Source organism: Actinoplanes regularis, from assembly GCF_900188005.1.
GTDB classification, from domain to species: domain Bacteria; phylum Actinomycetota; class Actinomycetes; order Mycobacteriales; family Micromonosporaceae; genus Actinoplanes; species Actinoplanes regularis.
On record NZ_FZNR01000013.1, the window covers coordinates 200,939 to 218,605 of the forward strand.

Genomic DNA, 17,667 nt, shown 5'->3' on the forward strand with positions numbered 1-17,667 from the left:
GACCTGGCAGGCTGCACGCCATGACCTTGCACCTGCGGTGGGCGGCCGTCACCGACCAAGGACACGTCCGGAGCAACAACGAGGACTGTCATTACGCCGGTGACCGGCTTCTCGTCGTAGCGGACGGCATGGGCGGGATGGCCGCCGGCGACCTCGCCAGCAGGCTGACCGTTGAGTCCATGGTCTCGCTCGACGCACCGATCGATACCGAAAACCAGATGGACGCGCTGCACAGTGGGCTGGAACTCGCCAACCGGCGAATTGCCGAGCAGGTGGCCGCCGACCCCTCGCTCCAGGGCATGGGCACCACGCTGACGGCGGTGCTCTTCAACGGTGAGCGGGCGGCCATGGCGCACGTCGGCGACTCCCGGGCCTACCTGCTGCGCGACGGCCGGCTGAACCAGCTGACCAAGGACGACACATACGTTCAGATGCTGGTCGACCAGGGGCTGATCAAGCCCGAGGAGGCGGCCGGCCACCCGCGCCGGGCGGTCGTAACCCGGGTGCTGCAGGGCGAGCCGGTCAGCCCGGCCTACGTGATCGTCGAGCCGTTGGCCGGCGACCGGTGGCTGCTTTGCAGTGACGGTCTCACCGGAGTCGTGAACGATGAGACCATCGAAGAAGAGATGCGTACCGTTCCCGATCCCAAGGCCTGCGCGGAGAGACTCGTCGATCTCGCGCTGCGCGGCGGGGGCCCGGACAACGTCACGGTAGTCATCGCCGACGTGACCGACGGGAGCTGAGCCGGTATTTTCATCCGGCCGCGGATCCAAACCCGCGGCCCGGACACTGGTGGTGATCACGACGGCGCGGTTGATCGGGACCCTGGCGCTCGCCCTGGCGGTGGTCGCGGTCGGTGAGTTCGTGGGCGCGCCCCGGCTCTACACCGACACCGCGCAACTTGCCGCGGGTGCGATCGCGGCCTGGGCCTGCCTGCTCGCGGCCCGCGGCCGGGCCGGCATTCCGCGCAAATGGCGGCTGCTCGCGGCCGGCGGACTGGCCGTCTGGTCCTCGGTCCAGCTGTGGTGGGTGATCCAGGACCTGGCCGGCCGGGAGCGGGCCACCGACTCGTCGGCCTTCGACATCGGTGCGGTGATGCTGCCCGCCTGCATGGTGGTCGGCCTGCTCGCGGTGACCCGGAACCGGCCGCGGCCGGTGGCCACCTCGCCGCGGCGGGACCAGATCGCACTGCTGCTCGACAGCGTTCTGATCACCGGGTCGGTGCTGGCGCTGGGCTGGTCCTCCGCGTTCCTGAGCGGGATCCTGGACTGGAACGCGCTGGCCTGGTGGGCGATCGCCTATCCGGCCGCCGACCTGGTCGTGTTCACCATGGTGGTGCTGCTGCTCACCACCCGCCCCGACGCGCCGGTCGGACGGCAGCCGCTCAGCCTGGTCGGGGTGGGGCTGCTGGGGTTCGGGATGGCCGACAGTCTCCAGTTGCTCGGGCTCGGGCCGTCCTGGCTGCAGTCCGCCGGGCACCTGATCGGGCCGGCGTTCATCGCGTTGGGGGCGCTGAGCCCGGGGCGGTCGACGCCGCTCCCGCCGGACCCGGCGGCGCTCCAGCGGGACTGGTTCCACCTGCTACTGCCGTACGTGCCGGTGCTGGTCACCGGGGTGGTGCTGCTCGCCCGCACCGCGACCGGCCATCCGCTGACGCCGTTCCAGGCCTACCTGGGCTGGCTCGGCCTGGGGCTGGTGGTGACCCGGCAGATGATCACGATCCTGGACAACACGGTGCTGCTGGACCGGGTCGCGGAGACCCAGCGGCGGCTGCACCATCAGGCGTACCACGATCCACTGACCGGGCTGGCCAACCGCGCCCTCTTCCGGGAGCGCCTCGTCCTGGCGCTGGACGCGAACCAGCACCACGGGACGCCCGTGGCGGTGCTCTTCGCGGACCTGGACGACTTCAAGCTGATCAACGACACGTACGGGCACGCGATGGGTGACCGGGTGCTGCACGCGATCGGGGACCGGTTGCGTGCCTCGGTGCGACCGCAGGATCTGGTGGCGCGGCTGGGTGGTGACGAGTTCGCGGTGGTGCTGGACCAGAGCGACACCGTTCCGCTGGTGGTGCCGGCGCCGCGGCGGAGCGCGGGGTCCGTGCTGCGACAGGTGATCGGGCGGCAGCGGAGGTACGTCCTATCGGCCGCCGGGATCCGGGTCTCCGGCCCTTCACGGCCGGGGTCGGGGCGGCCGCCGGCTCCCAGGTCCCCGCTGCGGCGGCGGACGGACTTTCCGGTCTCGTCCAATGGTGGGTCCGCGTCCGCCCCTGTCCCGGCCTCAGAGCCGGGCTCGGGTGCCGGGCCTGCGCCGGGCTCTGGTCCCGGGTCGGGATCCTTTTCCGTGCCGGGCTCGGGTGCCGGGCTCGTGCCGGGCTCTGGTCCCGGGTCGGGATCCTTTTCCGTGCCGGGCTCGGGTGCCGGGCTCGCGCCGGGCTCCGGTCCTGCGCCGGTTTCCGCTTCCGGTTCCGTGCCGGGCTGTGGCTCCGGCTCGGGATCTGGTTCCGACTCGGCGTCGGGCTCTGGGACGGCCTCCGCGCCGGACGCTGGATCCGGTTTCGTGATCGCGCCGGTGCGGCCCTCCGCTGTCGGGGGCTGGCCGTGGGAGGCGGAGGCGGAAGGGGTCGGGCAGCGGGTGCTGGCCGCCCTCCGTGAGCCATACCTGATCGACGGCCGTTCGGTCAGCGTGGGCGCCAGCATCGGCCTGGTCGTGGCCGAACCGGGCGACCAGCTCTCCGCAGACCTGCTGCTGCGCCGCGCCGACGCCGCGATGTACGCGGTCAAACGCCGCGGCAAGGGCGCCCTGATCCGCTACACCGGCCCGGTTCACGGCCCGAACGCGGACCTCCCGCAGTTGCTGGCCGGAGCGCTCACCGGCGGCAGCCCCGCCGCGGCCGGTTTCGAGGTCCACTACCAGCCGATCGTCCGGCTCGACGACCGCGCGACCGTCGCCGTGGAGGCCCTGGCCCGCTGGACCGACCCGGTCGCCGGCCCGGTCCACCCCGACGTCTTCGTCACGATGGCCGAACGAACCGGCCTGGTCTCCGCGATCGACGACTTCGTACTGAACCAGGCCTGCGCCGACGCCCAGGCTCTCGCCGAACGTTACGGCCGCCCGATCGCCGTACACGTCAACGTCTCCGCCGGCCGCCTCGGCCAGCAGGGCCTGGAGGACGCCGTCGACGCCGCGCTGGCCCGGCACGCGATGCCGCCCGCCCGTCTGGTCATCGAGATCACCGAGACCCTCCGCATCCCGGACCTGCCCCGCGCCGCCGCCATGGTGGAGCGTCTCCGCGCCCGTGGCGTCCGGGTTGCCCTCGACGACTTCGGCAGCGGGTACAACGCCCTGGCCCAGCTCCACGGCATGCCGGTGGACACGGTCAAACTGGACTCCACCCTGACCGACGTCGACACGGCTCCCGACCGGGCGGGCGCGCTCTGCCGCTCGGTCCTCACCATCTGCGCGGACCTGGGCATCACCGTGGTGGCCGAGGGCATCGAGACCGACGAGCGGGCTGAGGCCCTGTCCGGCCTCGGATGCCCGCTCGGCCAGGGCTACCTCTTCGGCCCGCCGGCCCGCCTGGCCGACCTCGGCCGGCCCACACCCCCTCCGAACCCTTGACCTCGGCTGGCCGAGCGCGGCTGGTCCATGCCGTGCTGCGCGGCGTCGGCTGGCTGGTCTCGGCTGGTCCATGCCGTGTTGCGCGGCCTTGGCTGGCTGGTCTCGGCCGGTCCATGTTCTGGTGCGGGGCCTCGGCTGGCTAACGGCGTGAGCATCGGTCACACGTTGTGGGTCAGCGCGAGCGTGGGTTGGCGCGACGGGTGGGCGCGGCCGTCAGCGGGTCCTCGGGCCACGGGTGGCGTGGGTAGCGGCCGCGCATCTCGGCGCGGACCTGTGGATAGCCCTGGACCCAGAACGAGGCGAGATCACGGGTGACCGCGACCGGGCGACCAGCGGGGGAGAGCAGGTGCAGCAGGACCGGAACGCGCCCGTCGGCCAGGCGCGGGGCGTCCCGCCAGCCGAACGCCTCCTGCACCTTCACCGCGAGCACGGGCGCGGCCGGATCTGAGTAGTCGACCCGGATCTGTGAACCGCTCGGCACCGGCAGCCGCTCCGGGGCGACGTCGTCCAGCCGGCCCGCCACCGACCAGGGCAGCAGCCGCCGCAGCGCGGATGCCACGTCGAGTTTCGCCAGGTCGGCGCGCCGCCGGACGGACTCGAGACTCAGCCAGTCCTCGGCGTGCTCGAGCAGGGCGGCGTCGGAGACGTCCGGCCACGGATCGCCGAGCGCGGCGTGCGCGAAGGCCAGCCGGGCGCGTAACTCCTCGCTCGCGCGGTTCCAGGTCAGCAGGCTCAGGCCGGTGGTGCGTAGCCCGGTCAGCAGGGCCTCCCGCAACGCGGCCGGATCCGGATCGGTCAGCCGGGTGCTGGTGAGCGTGATCGCGCCGAGCCGGCGTACCCGTCGGGCGACGACGTCACCGTCGGCCCAGCCGATCTCGGTGTCGTCGCTCAACAGCGCGCCCGCCACCTCGCGCGCGGTCTCCTCGTCGAGCGGCGCGGCGCTGCGGATCCGTGCGGTGCGTGCCCCGGCTGCCCGGTCCGCGACGGCCACCGCCAGCCAGGGCGCGCCGGCCAGCGAGGTCCCGGCCGGCAGGTCGGCCGCGGTGCCGCCGGCCATCAGGTAGGCCCGCCCGCCAGGCTCCCGCGCCAGCGCCACCCGCTCCGGAAAGGCGAGCCCGACTACCAGCCCGGTCGCCAGATCGTCGGGAATCCGAGCGCCACGAGACTCCGGCCCGCCGGACGTCGGCCCGCCGGACGCCGGGCCGCCGGACGCCGGGCCGCCGGACGCCGGGCCGCCGGACGCGGGGCCGCCGGACGCCGGGCCGCCGGACGCGGGGCCGCCGGACGCCGGGCCGCCGGACGCGGGGCCGCCGGACGCCGGGCCGCCGGACGCGGGGCCGCCGGACGCCGGGCCGCCGGACGCGGGGCCGCCGGACGCCGGGCCGCCGGACGCGGGGCCGCTGGACGCCGGCGCACCAAACGCCGGGCCGCTGGACGCCGGCGCACCAAACGCCGGGCCGCTGGACGCCGGCCTGCTGGGCTTTGGCCCGCCAGATTCTGAGCCACCGCGCTTTGGCTCGCCGGGTTTTGGCTTGCCGGATTCCGGCCCGCCAGACTCCAGACCACCAAGCTTTGGCCCACCAGAGTCCGGCCCACCAGAGTCCGGCCCGTCGGATTCCGGGCCGTCGGGTGTCGGCCTGCCGGATGCTGGCTGGCCGACGTCCGGCCCATCGGTCGGTGGGAGTGCCGCTGGGGCGGAGGCAGGTGCTCCGCCCGCGCCGGGGACGGCGGCGGTCAGCCGACGTACCTCGGATCGCCAGGCCGGATCACCGGCGGCCCGGGCCCGCCGAACCGCCGCGACCAGATCGTCGGTCGCGTTCCCGGGGTCGTCGAGCACCGCGATGATCTCCGCGGCCCGCCGGGTCCCGACCAGCCCGGCACCGTCGAGCAGCGCGCGAGCCAGCCGGGGATGCAGGCCGGCCCCGGCCAGGTCCCGGCCGCGCGGGGTGACCTTGCCCGAGTCGTCGATCGCGCCGAGATCGTGCAGGACCGCTGTGGCCGCGCGCAGCGCCCCGGCCGGCGGCTGGTCCGGCAGGGCCAGGCCGTCCCCGGACGGGGCGCCCCAGAGGGCCAGGTCGAGGGCGAACCCGGTCAGGTCGGCCGACGCGATCTCCGGCTCGGGACGGGCCGGCAGCCGGTCGTGTTGCGTCTCGGACCAGCACCGGTAGACCCGCCCGGGCGCCTCGCGGCCGGCCCGTCCGGCGCGCTGGACCGCCGACGAGCGCGACACCGGAACGGTGACCAGGGCGCCCAGGCCCCGCGAGTGATCCATCCGCGGCACCCGGCTGAGCCCGCAGTCGACCACGGCCCGCACCCCGGGCACGGTCAGGCTGCTCTCGGCGACCGCGGTGGCCAGGACCACCCGCCGGCGCGGGCCGGGCCGCAGTGCGGCGTCCTGCGCCGAACCGGACTGACGGCCGTGCAGCGGCAGCACGTCGGCCGCCACCCCGCGCAGGCGAGCGGCGACAACCTCGATCTCCCGGGCGCCGGGCAGGAAGACCAGCACGTCACCGTCGCCGTCGGCGAGCGCCCGGCGGGTGGTGGCGGCGACGTGGTCGAGCAGCTTCGGATCGACCCGGAGACCGTGCGGCGGGGCGATCGGGCCGGTCGGCGGCGACCAGTGCACGTCGACGGGGTGGGTCCGGGCGTGCGCGGTCAGCACCGGTGCCGGGTGGTGGAGGACGCCGAGCACCTGGGCGAGACGGTCGGCGTCGGCCGTCGCCGAGGTGGCGAGCAGCCGTAACTCGGGCCGCAGCACGCCGCGCGCCTCGACCAGGAAGGCCAGCGCGAGGTCGGAGTCGAGATGCCGCTCGTGGCACTCGTCCAGGACCACCACCGCCGTGCCGGCCAGCTCCGGATCGCGCTGCAGGCGGCGGACCAGCAGGCCGGTGGTGACCACCTCGACCACGGTCCGCCGGGAGACCCGCCGGTCGCCGCGGACCGCGTAGCCCACCCGCTCGCCGACCGGCTCGCCCAGCAGCGACGCCATCCGGTGTGCGGCGGCGCGGGCCGCGACCCGTCGCGGCTCGGCCACCAGCACCCGGCCGGTGTCCACGCCGGCCAGGGCGAGCGGGACCAGCGTCGTCTTGCCCGTGCCGGGTGGCGCGACCAGAACCGCCGCCCCGGCTCGGGAGAGCGTGGCGGTCAACTCCGGCAGCAGGTCGCGGACCGGGAGAGCGGGGAGGGCGTCGGCGGGGATCAGCACGCCCGACAGTCTTGCCGATCCCGCCGACGACTTCTCAAGGCCTGTGGATAGCCAGCCGGTTGTCCACAGCCCGCGGATCGGCCGTGTTTCGAGTCGTCGTTCGTGGCAGGGTGACCGTGTTAAATCTTCGCTCCGCCGATGCACACGGCGTGCTCCGCCTGTTTGACTGATCAACACCGATGAGAGGTGACCGATGACGGCAGTGGAGACGTTCAACGCGTTGCCGGCCGAGCGGCTGACGGAGCTCTTGTCGGCCTGCCTGGCGGCGCCCGCCTGGAGCGCCGCGATCGCCGCCAAGAGACCGTTCGCGGACCGGGCCGGCGTCCTCGCCGCGGCCGATGCCGCGGCAGCCGCGCTGACCTGGGACGAGGTCCAGCAGGGCCTCTCCGCCCACCCGCGGATCGGCGAGCGGGCGACCGGCGACTCCCGGGAGGCGGCCTGGTCCCGCGCCGAGCAGTCGGCCGCCGCGGGCAGCGCCGACGACGAGACGAAAGCCGCGCTGATCGCGGCGAACCGAGCTTATGAGGAGCGGTTCGGCCACGTCTTCCTGATCTTCGCGAGCGGCCGGAGCCAGTCCGAGATCCTGGCCGCGGCCCGCGAGCGGCTGGCCAACGACGAGGCGGCCGAGCGCGCGATCGTCGGCGAGGAGCTGCGCAGGATCGCCGGGCTGCGGCTGGAGCGGGTGCTCGATGCCCTCTGACGACGGCACCGCCTCCGGGGTCCACGCCCGGATCTCGACGCACATCCTGGACACCGTCACCGGCGACCCGGCCAGGGACGTCTACGTCCGGCTGGAGCGCCGGGACGCGGACGGCTGGCTGACCATCGCCGAGGGCCGCACCGACGACGACGGCCGTCTGCGCTATCGCGTGCCGATGCGTGACTGGCAGGCCGGTGGTTACCGGCTGCTCTTCTACGTCGAGCCCTATATCGGCAAGGAGTGCTTCTTCCCGGAGATCACGGTCGCCTTCCACGTCCACGACCCGGGACGCCACTACCACGTGCCGCTGCTGCTCAGCCGGTACGGCTACACAACCTATCGAGGGAGCTGAACCTTGGCGATCGTGCTCGGGCCGAATCGGTACGGCAAGGCGGAGACCCGGCTGGTCCGCGTGCACCGCGACGGCGACACGCACGGGCTGGTGGACTTCAACGTCAGCGTGGCGCTCTCCGGCGACCTGGCGGCCACCCACCTGACCGGCGACAACTCCCACGTGTTGCCGACCGACTCGATGAAGAACACCGTGTACGCGTTCGCCAAGCAGCACGGCGTCGCCGAGCCGGAGACGTTCGCGCTGCTCCTGGCCCGGCACTTCGTGGAGACGCAGGACCACGTGGATTCGGCGAGGGTGACCGTCGAGTCGTTCGCCTGGGACCGGCTCGGCCCGCACTCGTTCCAGCGGCGCGGCGACCACACCCGCACGACCGTGGTCACGGTGACCCGGGAGACCACCCAGGTGGTCTCCGGTGTCACCGGCCTGGTGCTGATGAACACCACCGCGTCGGAGTTCCACGGCTTCGTGAAGGACCGTTACACCACCCTGCCGGAGACCACCGAGCGCATCCTGGCCACCGCCGTCGACGCGAAATGGCGCCATCTGAGTGACACGGCCGATTGGGACAAGTCGTTCCAGGGCGCGCTCGACGCGATGACCAACGCGTTCGTGAACACCTACAGCCTCTCGTTGCAGCAGACGTTGCTGTCGATGGGGACCTCTGTGCTGTCGAGCCGTCCGGAGCTCGCCGAGGTCCGGCTGGCGCTGCCGAACAAGCATCACTACCTGGTCGACCTGTCGCCGTTCGGGCTGGCGAACGACAACGAGGTGTTCATCGCCGGCGACCGGCCGTACGGATTGATCGAAGGCACCGTGACCCGCGACGACGTGCCCCCGGCGAGTGCGGAGTGGTACCTGTGATCGTCATCGAGAACGCCACGATCGCGACTGTCGACGCGCAGGGCACCGAGTTCTCCGGCGGCCACGTGGTGATCGGCGACGACGGCCGGATCACCGCGGTCGGCCCCGGCCGGTCCGGTCTCGCCGAGGCTGCCCGGGTGATCGACGGAACGGGTCATCTGGTCACGCCGGGCCTGGTCAACACCCACCACCACCTGTACCAGTGGGTGACCCGTGGCCTGGCGCTGAACGACACGCTGTTCGGCTGGCTGACCACGCTCTACCCGGTCTGGGGCCGGCTGGACGCCGAGATCGTCGGCGCGGCGGCCGGTGCCGGGCTGGGCTGGCTGGCCCTCTCCGGCTGCACCACCACCATGGATCACCACTACGTGTTTCCTCGGGACGGCGGCGACGTCCTGGAGGCGGAGATCGAGGCGGCCCGGAGGATCGGGGTGCGCTTCCACCCGACCCGCGGGTCGATGGACCTGAGCCGCAAGGACGGCGGGCTCCCACCGGACCACCTGGTCGAGGAGACCGACGAGGCGCTCGCGGCGACGGAGGCGGCGATCGACCGCTGGCACGACCCGTCGCCCGACTCGATGCTGCGGATCGCGGTCGCGCCCTGCTCACCGTTCTCGGTCACCACCCGGCTGATGGAGGAGGCCGCGCTGCTGGCCCGGCGCAAGGGCGTTCGGCTGCACACCCACCTCGCCGAGACCGACGACGAGGAGGAGTTCTGCCGTAAGCAGTTCGACTGCACCCCGGTGGAGTACGCGGAGCGCGTCGGTTGGCTCGGCGACGACGTCTGGCTGGCGCACGGCGTGCACCTGGACGACGCGGCGATCGTCCGGCTGGGCGAGACCGGCACCGGCGTGGCGCACTGCCCGAGCTCCAACGCGCGCCTGGGGGCGGGCATGGCCCGGGTGCGGGAGCTGCTCGACCACGGCGTGCCGGTGGGGCTGGGGGTGGACGGCTCGGCGTCGCAGGAGGCGTCACACCTGGGCGCGGAGTTGCGGCAGGCGCTCTACACCGCGCGGCTGCGTGGCGGCCCGAAGGCGATGGACGCGCGGGAGGCGCTGCGGCTCGGCACCATCGGCGGGGCGCGCTGCCTGGGGCGGCAGGACCACATCGGATCGATCGAGGTCGGCAAGCTGGGCGACCTGGTGATGTGGCGGCTGGACGGGCTGGGTCATGACGGTATCGACGACAAGGTGGCGGCGCTGGTGTTCGGCCCGCCGGCGCGGGTCGAGCTGGCGCTGGTCGGCGGCGAGCCGGTGGTCGAGCGCGGCGAACTGGTCAACGCCGACGAGGAGGGCCTGACGAGGGCGGCCCGGCGGGCACATCAGCGCCTTCTGGACGCGGAGCGTTAAGGGAGGATGTCCAACGTGTGACGGCCGCTTACCAAGTGTGATCTTTTTGGCTCTTGCGGCCGCTGACGTCGCGCGGGTGCACCACTACGCTACGCGGGAGTAACCACACCGAGAGGAGCCGTCAACGATGACCGAGATCCTGTCCGAAGAGGCCGTAGCGTTCGTCGCCGACCTGAACCGGCGGTTCCGGCCGCGCCGCAACGAGCTCCTTCAGGCGCGCGCCGCCCGGCGGGCCGAGATCGCCGCCGGGGCAAGTCTGGGCTTCCTCGCGGAGACCGCGGACATCCGTGCCGCCGAGTGGACCGCGCCGCCGGCGCCCGCCGACCTCCAGGACCGGCGCGTCGAGATCACCGGGCCGACCGAACGCAAGATGACCATCAACGCGCTGAACTCGGGCGCCAAGGTGTGGCTGGCCGACCTCGAGGACGCCAACACCCCGCACTGGTCGAATGTGGTCGAGGGCCAGCAGAACCTCTACGACGCGATCCGGCGCACGATCACGCTGGAGACCGAGAAGAAGACGTACGAGCTGAACGGCGGCCCGTACCCGACGATCGTGATGCGCCCGCGCGGCTGGCACCTCGACGAGCGGCACCTGCCGGTGGACGGCGAGCCGGCTGTCGGCGCCCTGGTCGATTTCGGTCTCTACTTCTTCCACAACGCCAAGGAACTGCTCGAACGCGGCAGCGGTCCGTACTTCTACCTGCCGAAGATGGAGTCGCACAAGGAAGCCGCGCTCTGGAACGACGTCTTCACGTACGCCCAGGAGCAGCTCGGCATCCCGGTCGGCACGATCCGCGCCACCGTGCTGATCGAGACCATCCCGGCCGCGTTCGAGATGGAGGAGATCCTCTACGCGCTCCGCCCGCACATCTCCGGGCTCAACGCCGGTCGCTGGGACTACCTGTTCAGCATCATCAAGTACTTCCGCGACAACCCGCGGATGATCCTGCCGGACCGGGCCGCGGTGACGATGACCGCGCCGTTCATGCGGGCCTACTCCGAGCTGCTGGTCTCCACCTGCCACCGGCGCGGCGCGTTCGCGATGGGCGGCATGGCGGCCTTCATCCCGAGCCGCCGTGACGCGAAGGTCAACGAGGTCGCGCTGGCCAAGGTCAACGAGGACAAGGAGCGCGAGGCCGGTGACGGTTTCGACGGCTCCTGGGTGGCCCACCCCGACCTGGTCCCGGTCTGCAAGGCGATCTTCGACCGGGTGCTCGGCGACAACCCGAACCAGCTCGGCCGGCAGCGCCCGGACGTCGCGGTCGACGCGCGTGACCTGCTCGACGTCGCCGCGCTCGACGCCCAGGTCACCGAGGCCGGCCTGCGCAACAACGTCAACGTCGCGCTGCAGTACCTGGAGGCGTGGCTGCGCGGCAACGGTGCCGTCGCGATCCACAACCTGATGGAGGACGCCGCCACGGCGGAGATCTCCCGCTCGCAGATCTGGCAGTGGATCCACAACGGCGTGAAGCTGCCGGACGGCACCCCGATCACCGCCGAGCTGGTCGGCCGGATCGAGGACGAGGAGCTGGCGGCGATCCGCGCGGCGATCGGTGACGACGCCTGGACGGCGGGGCGTTTCGACGACGCTCGCAAGCTGTTCGAGCGGGTCGCCCTGGCCGACGACTTCGCCGACTTCCTGACCAGCGCGGCCTACGACTCGATCGACTGAGAGAGGCTCCATGCGCCTGTTCGATCATGACTATGCCGAGATCGACGGGCGTCTCGCTGCCCACGACGCGTTCCTCCGGGCTCGATACCCGGGGGAGCGCGCCGGGCGGCAACCTGTGCACACCGTCTACGTGCCCGCCGACAAACTCGACGGGTTCCGTGACTGGGGTGCGATCGCGCTGGCCGCGATGGACGACCACGACTTTCCGTGGCCGGACCCGGCGGTCCGCGACAAGCTGACCCGGGAGCCGATCGAGGACCTGCGGGTCGACTTCGAGGACGGCTACGGCGTACGCGACGACGACCAAGAGGACGCGGCGGTCCGCAAGGCCGCCGCGATCCTCGCTAACGGACCCCGGCCACCCTTCGCCGGCCTGCGGATCAAGTCCCTGGAGGCGGCGACGCGCCGCCGCTCGCTGCGGACCCTCGACCTCTTCCTCGACTCCTACCAGGACGTCTTCACCATCACCCTGCCCAAGGTCAGCGGTACCGACCAGGTTTCGGCGATGGTCGCTCTCTGCGAAAAGCTCGAGCGGGGGTACGGCCTGAGCGCGGGCGTCCTGACCTTCGAGCTCCAGATCGAACTGCCCTCGGCGGTGCTCGCCGCGGACGGCACGGCGACCGTCGCCCGGCTGATCACGGCCGCCGGCGGCCGGTGCACGGGCCTGCACTACGGCACCTACGACTACAGCGCTGCCGCCGGGGTGGCCGCCGCCTACCAGTCGATGGAGCACCCCGCCGCCGATTACGCCAAGGCGGTCATGCAGGCGGCCGCCGCCCAGACCGGGGTGCGGCTCTCCGACGGCTCCACGAACATTCTCCCGATCGGTGACCGCGCCGACGTGCACGCGGCCTGGCAGACGCATCACCGGCTGGTCCGCAGGTCGCTGGAGCGGGGCTACTACCAGGGCTGGGATCTGCACCCGGCCCAGCTTCCGAGCAGGTACGCGGCGACGTACGCGTTCTTCCGCGACGGCCGGGACGCCGCGGTCACCCGGCTGCACCGCTACCTGGACCGTCAGGAGAGCGGCGTGATGGACGAGCCGGCCACCGCCCGGGCCCTCGCCGGGTACCTGCTGCGCGGGTTGGACTGCGGCGCGCTGACCGACGCCGGTTTCCCCCGCGAACAGCTGACGGCGCTGGTCTGACCGGGGCCGTCGGCAGGGCGCGCCACCCGGCTCGTCCTGATCCGGTTCGGTCAGGCGTCGGGCTGTCGTTCATAAGGTGATACATCAGCGACCGTCGAATTCCCGTTGACCTCGAACCAGCCCGTGCCGGATACGTACAAGACGGCATCAGCCGGCTGTGTGGACGCCGGGAGCGCCGGGAGGCGATGAGGGTGCGACACGAACCGGTACGGGCCTGGTACAAGCCTTGGAAGAAACGATGCTCCTGCGGGTGTGACTGGTATCCGTGCCCGGACGCGGCGACCATTCCGCCGCCCGCGGTCACCCGCAGCCTGCACCTGGGCGACGAGGACGCGGGCGAGCTCGGCGACGGGGCCCGGGACGGGGTCGCGGAGCACATCTGGGAGCGGCTGTCCTGGGAGTGCCGGTCCTGTGGTGGAGCCTGGCCGTGCGAGCCGGCCCGGGCGATCCTGGCGTCGGAGTCGGATCGGGTGTCGCTCGCGCTCTACATGTCGGGGCATCTCGAGCGGGCGGTCGCGGACCTGCCGAAACGGTCGCCGCAGGAGATGTTCGAGCGGTTCCTGTGCTGGATCCACGTGCGCCCGGCGGTGTCGGCGCGGTCGCACGAGCTGGCGGGGTTGAGCGCCTGAGGAACACCCCCGGTAGTACTCCCGCGGCGGGGCCGCGAAGATGACGCGTGGCGGCGGGGCGTGGCTGAGAAGCCTGCGGACGGGACGCGTAGGTCGGACGTCTAAAGGGTTTGAAGTCTTTCCCGGACCCATTGCGGATCCGGATTGACGAAGCCCTCGCCGCCGAAGACCACCGTTGGCACCGTCTCGTTGCCGTCGGCGAAGCCGCGGACGACGGCGGCGCCCTCCGGATCCTTCCAGATGTCGACCCATTGCAGGCGGCTCGCCTCAGGGCCGAGCCGGGCGCGCAGGCGCAGACAGTACGGACATCCGGGGCGCCAGTAGACGATCGGGCGGCCGCCGGCGACCGCCTCGGCGGCGGGCACCCCGCGTGGGAAGGCCAGCGGCGACGTCAGGATCGCCAGCACCACGAAGATCGACAGGAGAACCGCGGCGCCGCCCGGTGCTCCCTGGCCGAATTTGATCGCGGCGATGATGGCACCACAGGCCACACTGAGCAATGCGGGTCCCCACCGTCGCGCCATGGCGGAAGGTTACGCCAGGTTCGTGAGGTGTTGGATCGCCCGGTCGGAGTCTGTTGCCGACGGGACCCGGGCGGTTGGAGAACGGCGTCGCGTGAAACAAACCGCGGTTAGGGTCTGATCCATGGCTGATCTTGTGGTGCGATCCCGGCGGGTGATCACGCCGGAAGGTGAGATCCCGGCGGCCGTCGTGGTCGAGGGCGGGCGGATCGTCGCGATCCAGCCCTATGGCGCGGAGGTCGACGCGTCGAAGGATGTCGATCTGGCTGACACCGTGCTGTTACCGGGTCTCGTCGATACTCATGTGCATGTCAACGAGCCGGGCCGCACCGAGTGGGAGGGCTTCGCCACCGCGACGCGGGCCGCCGCGGCGGGCGGGGTCACCACGATCATCGACATGCCGCTGAACAGCCTTCCGCCCACGGTCGACACCCGGGCCCTGGAGATCAAGCGGGCCGCCGCGACCGGTCAGTGCCACGTCGACGTCGGCTTCTGGGGTGGCGTCGTCCCCGGCAACGCCGCCGACCTTCCCGGGCTCCACGACGCGGGCGTCTTCGGCTTCAAGGCGTTCCTGGCCGACTCCGGGGTTCCGGAGTTCCCGCCGGTCGACCGGGAGCAACTCGCCGAGGCGATGGGCACCGCGGACGCGTTGTTCGTGATCCATGCCGAGGATCCCGGTCACCTGCGTGCCGCGGCCAGTTCTGCGGCGTACGGGGACTTTCTCGCCTCCCGGCCCGCGGCGGCCGAACACGCCGCGGTCGCGACCGCGATCGCGGTAGCCCGCGCCACGGACCGGCGCGTCCACATCCTGCACCTCTCCGCCGCCTCCGCGCTTCCGCTGATCGCCCAGGCCAGGGCCGACGGCGTCTGCGTGACCGCGGAAACCTGCCCGCACTACCTGACGCTGGACGCCGACCTCGTCCCGGACGGCGCCACCGAGTTCAAGTGCTGCCCGCCGATCCGCGACTCGGCCAACGCGGACCTGCTCTGGGCGGCCCTGGCCGAGGGCCTGATCACCTGCGTGGTCAGCGACCACTCGCCGTGCACGCCGGAGCTGAAGCGGCAGGACACCGGTGACTTCGCCGCGGCCTGGGGCGGCATCGCGTCGGTGCAGCTCGGCCTGCCGGTGATCTGGACTTCGGCGCAAGCCCGTGGGCATTCGCTCGTCGATGTGGTGAGCTGGATGGCGAGCCGCCCGGCCGCGCTGGTCGGCCTGGAACGGAAGGGCCGGATCGCCGTCGGCACGGACGCCGACCTGGTGGCTTTCGACCCGGATGCCGAGTTCGTGGTGGACGCGCACGCGCTGCACCACAGGAACCCGGTGACGCCGTACGCGGGCAGGACCCTGCGCGGCGTGGTCCGGACCACCTGGCTGCGCGGTTCGCCGGTGACGGGTGACGAAACAACGGGACGCTTTCTCGCGAGGGAGATTTGATGGAGGACTTCACCGCACTGCCCGACCTGGCGTCACGGGCCTTCGGCGGCGGCGTCGTGTACGCCAACGACGAGTTCTTCGCCGCCGCCGACCATCTCGTGCTGCCGTCCGAGCCCGGGCACGCGCCGAAGACCTTCGACCACAAGGGCCAGGTGTACGACGGCTGGGAGACGCGCCGCCGGCGCAGCCCCGGGCATGACTTCGCGATCGTCCGGCTCGGCGCGCCCGGCGTGATCCGCGGTGTCGACATCGACACCGCGTTCTTCACCGGCAACTACCCGCCGCACGCCTCGATCGAGGCCGCCGTCCTGTCCGGCTATCCGGGCCCGGCCGAGCTCGCCGAGGCCGCGTGGGTGGAGATCCTGCGGGTCTCGGAGCTGAAGGGCGACAGCAGCAACCTGTTCCCGATCACCGACGCCCGCCGGTTCACCCACGTGCGGCTCAACATCTATCCGGACGGCGGGGTGGCCCGCCTGCGCGTGCACGGCGAGGTGGTGCCCGACCCGAAGCTGCTGCCGAAGGTCTTCGACGTGGCCGCGGCGGAGTTCGGTGGCCGGGTCGTCGACTGCAGCAACATGTTCTACGGCCACCCGCAGCGGATGCTGATGCCCGGCCTGGCGCAGAACATGGGCGACGGCTGGGAGACGTCGCGACGTCGCGACACCGCCAACGACTGGGTGCTGGTGCAACTCGCCGCCCCGGCCAAGCTGCGCTTCGCCGACCTGGACACCAGCCATTTCAAGGGCAACGCCCCTGGATGGGCCGGTTTGACCGGTATCACCGCCGAGGGCGATCAGGTCGAACTGCTGCCGAAGACCGCGCTGCGACCGGACACCCCGCACCGGTTTTCGCTGCTCAAGGGCCCACAGGTGACCCACGCACGGCTGGACGTCTTTCCCGATGGCGGAATGGCGCGGTTGCGGCTGCACGGTCGCGCCGACCGGGACCAGCTTTGGGCGAGAATGAGACAGTGTCTCGAACCGTAACCCTGGTGCTCGTCGATCCGGCGGGTGAGCTGCTCGGCGCGCTGCCGCCGTTCTCCGTCAGCAGCCCCTGGTGGCAGGAGGTGGCCGAGGTGGTCGCGGGGGCATGCGCCGAGGTCACCGTGCTGCGCCTGCTGCACGCCGACCGGGAGGCGCCGCCCGGCGGGCATGTCACCTATCTGGCCGAGACTCCGGAGCGGCCCGAGGGGCTGATCCCGCTCGGCGCCGACCTGGCGCCGCACGCCCTGCGTGCGCCCTGGGCCGAGCCGGGCGGGCCGGCCGCCACGCTGGCCTGGGCCGCCGGCGCGCTGGACCGGCTCGGTTTCCCCCCGGTGACCGCCCACCAGCGGCGCACCTGGAACCTTTCGGCGATCTGGCGGATGGACGGCCCGGACGGCCCGGTCGCCTGGCTCAAGCAGGTGCCGGGCTTCTTCGCGCACGAGCCGGCGGTGCTCGGCCTGGTCGGTTCGGTCGCGCCCGACCTGGTTCCGTACGTGATGGCCGCCGGTGACGCCGGCCGGATGCTGCTCGCACACATCCCCGGCGAGGACCGGTACGGCGCCGGAGCGGAGCTGTGCGTGGCCGTCGCCGAGGCGTTCCACCCCGTGCAGGAGCATTTCGCCGGCCGGCTGAACGAGCTGGCCGGGCTGCCGGACCGGCGGCTCGACACGGAGACGTTCGTCAACGTGGCCGCGCCGTACCTGGGCGACATCGACGGGCTCGTCGAGTTGATCGACGGGTTGCCGGAGCGGCTCGCCGCGGTCGCCGCCTGCGGGCTGCCGGACACCCTGGTCCACGGTGACCTGCACCCGGGCAACGTGCGCACCGACGGCGACGGCCGACCGGTGATCATCGACTGGGGCGACTCCTCGATCGGCAACCCCGCCTTCGACCTGCTGCGGCTCACCGAGGGCCTGCCGGAGCCGGAGCCGGTCGTCGCGGCCTGGTCGGAGCGCTGGCGGCGGGCGGCACCGGGGTGCGACCCGGAGCGGGCGGTGGAGCTGTTGCGACCGGTGGCCGGGCTGCTGGGGGCCGCCACGTATGCCGGGTTCCTCGCCAGCACCGAGCAGTCGGAATGGCCGTACCACGCCGGCGACGTGCCGGATTGCCTGGTCGCGGCCGCGCAGCTGGGAAAGGCCACCGTCTGAGGAATCCACGTATGTCACTTTTCCGCGCGAGTTAC

At 72.4% G+C, this 17,667-nt stretch carries 13 protein-coding genes and 1 pseudogene; 12 read left to right on the top strand and 2 right to left on the bottom strand.

Annotated features, from left to right (window positions below; all coding sequences use genetic code 11):
- Window positions 1-20 precede the first annotated feature (20 nt).
- Together CHC09_RS29515 and CHC09_RS29520 are read left to right on the top strand one after the other, a co-directional pair.
- Window positions 21-743, top strand: coding sequence for a PP2C family protein-serine/threonine phosphatase (locus CHC09_RS29515; protein ID WP_089296494.1), 723 nt, complete (start codon window positions 21-23; stop codon window positions 741-743).
- A 52-nt stretch (window positions 744-795) separates the two neighbouring features.
- Window positions 796-3,624 carry a putative bifunctional diguanylate cyclase/phosphodiesterase gene (locus CHC09_RS29520; protein WP_239138567.1) on the top strand — a complete coding sequence of 943 codons (2,829 nt, stop codon included), beginning with the start codon at window positions 796-798 and terminating at the stop codon, window positions 3,622-3,624.
- A 172-nt stretch (window positions 3,625-3,796) separates the two neighbouring features.
- Here CHC09_RS29520 and CHC09_RS29525 read toward each other — a convergent pair whose 3' ends face one another.
- Window positions 3,797-6,823 (bottom strand): ATP-dependent helicase C-terminal domain-containing protein, encoded by a 3,027-nt coding sequence (locus CHC09_RS29525; protein WP_244911615.1) that lies wholly within the window; start codon window positions 6,821-6,823, stop codon window positions 3,797-3,799.
- Window positions 6,824-7,022: 199 nt separating this feature from the next.
- On the opposite strand from CHC09_RS29525, the gene uraD reads away from it, so the two are divergent.
- The 7 genes and pseudogenes from uraD to CHC09_RS47915 all read left to right on the top strand — a co-directional run bounded on the left by uraD (window position 7,023) and on the right by CHC09_RS47915 (window position 13,545).
- Window positions 7,023-7,529: a 2-oxo-4-hydroxy-4-carboxy-5-ureidoimidazoline decarboxylase gene (uraD, locus tag CHC09_RS29530; RefSeq protein ID WP_089296497.1), complete on the top strand. Its 507-nt coding sequence runs from the start codon at window positions 7,023-7,025 to the stop codon at window positions 7,527-7,529.
- Complete coding sequence (uraH, locus tag CHC09_RS29535) at window positions 7,519-7,881, top strand: hydroxyisourate hydrolase (protein ID WP_089296498.1); 363 nt, start codon at window positions 7,519-7,521, stop codon at window positions 7,879-7,881. Before uraD ends, uraH begins: the two co-directional genes overlap by 11 nt.
- Window positions 7,882-7,893: 12 nt before the next feature.
- Window positions 7,894-8,745, top strand: coding sequence for a factor-independent urate hydroxylase (pucL, locus tag CHC09_RS29540; protein ID WP_239138572.1), 852 nt, complete (start codon window positions 7,894-7,896; stop codon window positions 8,743-8,745).
- Window positions 8,742-10,094, top strand: a complete 1,353-nt coding sequence (locus tag CHC09_RS29545; protein WP_089296500.1) for an 8-oxoguanine deaminase — start codon at window positions 8,742-8,744, stop codon at window positions 10,092-10,094. Before pucL ends, CHC09_RS29545 begins: the two co-directional genes overlap by 4 nt.
- Window positions 10,095-10,218: 124 nt before the next feature.
- Window positions 10,219-11,769, top strand: a pseudogene (gene aceB / locus CHC09_RS29550) (malate synthase A); the annotation flags it as partial.
- Window positions 11,770-11,779: 10 nt separating this feature from the next.
- On the top strand, window positions 11,780-12,916 hold the full coding sequence (locus CHC09_RS48735; RefSeq protein ID WP_089296502.1) for a DUF6986 family protein: 1,137 nt from the start codon (window positions 11,780-11,782) through the stop codon (window positions 12,914-12,916).
- 191 nt (window positions 12,917-13,107) lie between these two features.
- Entirely contained in the window at window positions 13,108-13,545 is a 438-nt protein-coding gene (locus tag CHC09_RS47915) for a hypothetical protein (RefSeq protein WP_239138568.1), read from the top strand.
- 101 nt (window positions 13,546-13,646) lie between these two features.
- Here the strand turns inward: CHC09_RS47915 and CHC09_RS29565 are convergent, their stop codons facing one another.
- Window positions 13,647-14,069, bottom strand: a complete 423-nt coding sequence (locus tag CHC09_RS29565; protein ID WP_089296503.1) for a glutaredoxin domain-containing protein — start codon at window positions 14,067-14,069, stop codon at window positions 13,647-13,649.
- Window positions 14,070-14,190: 121 nt separating this feature from the next.
- Between CHC09_RS29565 and allB the strand changes: the two genes are divergently transcribed.
- Genes allB through CHC09_RS29580 form a run of 3 tightly spaced genes read left to right on the top strand, consistent with a single transcriptional unit; the run spans window position 14,191 to window position 17,632 of the window.
- The gene (gene allB, locus CHC09_RS29570; RefSeq protein ID WP_089296504.1) at window positions 14,191-15,501 is read left to right on the top strand and encodes an allantoinase AllB; all 1,311 of its coding nucleotides are present in this window, start codon (window positions 14,191-14,193) and stop codon (window positions 15,499-15,501) included.
- Complete coding sequence (gene alc, locus CHC09_RS29575) at window positions 15,501-16,487, top strand: allantoicase (RefSeq protein ID WP_089296505.1); 987 nt, start codon at window positions 15,501-15,503, stop codon at window positions 16,485-16,487. The genes allB and alc overlap by 1 nt, the downstream gene beginning before the upstream one ends.
- Entirely contained in the window at window positions 16,472-17,632 is a 1,161-nt protein-coding gene (locus CHC09_RS29580) for a phosphotransferase (RefSeq protein ID WP_089296506.1), read from the top strand. The genes alc and CHC09_RS29580 overlap by 16 nt, the downstream gene beginning before the upstream one ends.
- Window positions 17,633-17,667 lie beyond the last annotated feature (35 nt).

Coding starts and splice junctions, on each gene's coding strand:
- CHC09_RS29515 (WP_089296494.1), top strand. CDS start 21: ATGACCTTGCACCTGCGGTGGGCGGCCGTCACCGACCAAGGACACGTC.
- uraD (WP_089296497.1), top strand. CDS start 7,023: ATGACGGCAGTGGAGACGTTCAACGCGTTGCCGGCCGAGCGGCTGACG.
- uraH (WP_089296498.1), top strand. CDS start 7,519: ATGCCCTCTGACGACGGCACCGCCTCCGGGGTCCACGCCCGGATCTCG.
- CHC09_RS48735 (WP_089296502.1), top strand. CDS start 11,780: ATGCGCCTGTTCGATCATGACTATGCCGAGATCGACGGGCGTCTCGCT.
- CHC09_RS29565 (WP_089296503.1), bottom strand. CDS start 14,069: ATGGCGCGACGGTGGGGACCCGCATTGCTCAGTGTGGCCTGTGGTGCC.
- allB (WP_089296504.1), top strand. CDS start 14,191: ATGGCTGATCTTGTGGTGCGATCCCGGCGGGTGATCACGCCGGAAGGT.
- alc (WP_089296505.1), top strand. CDS start 15,501: ATGGAGGACTTCACCGCACTGCCCGACCTGGCGTCACGGGCCTTCGGC.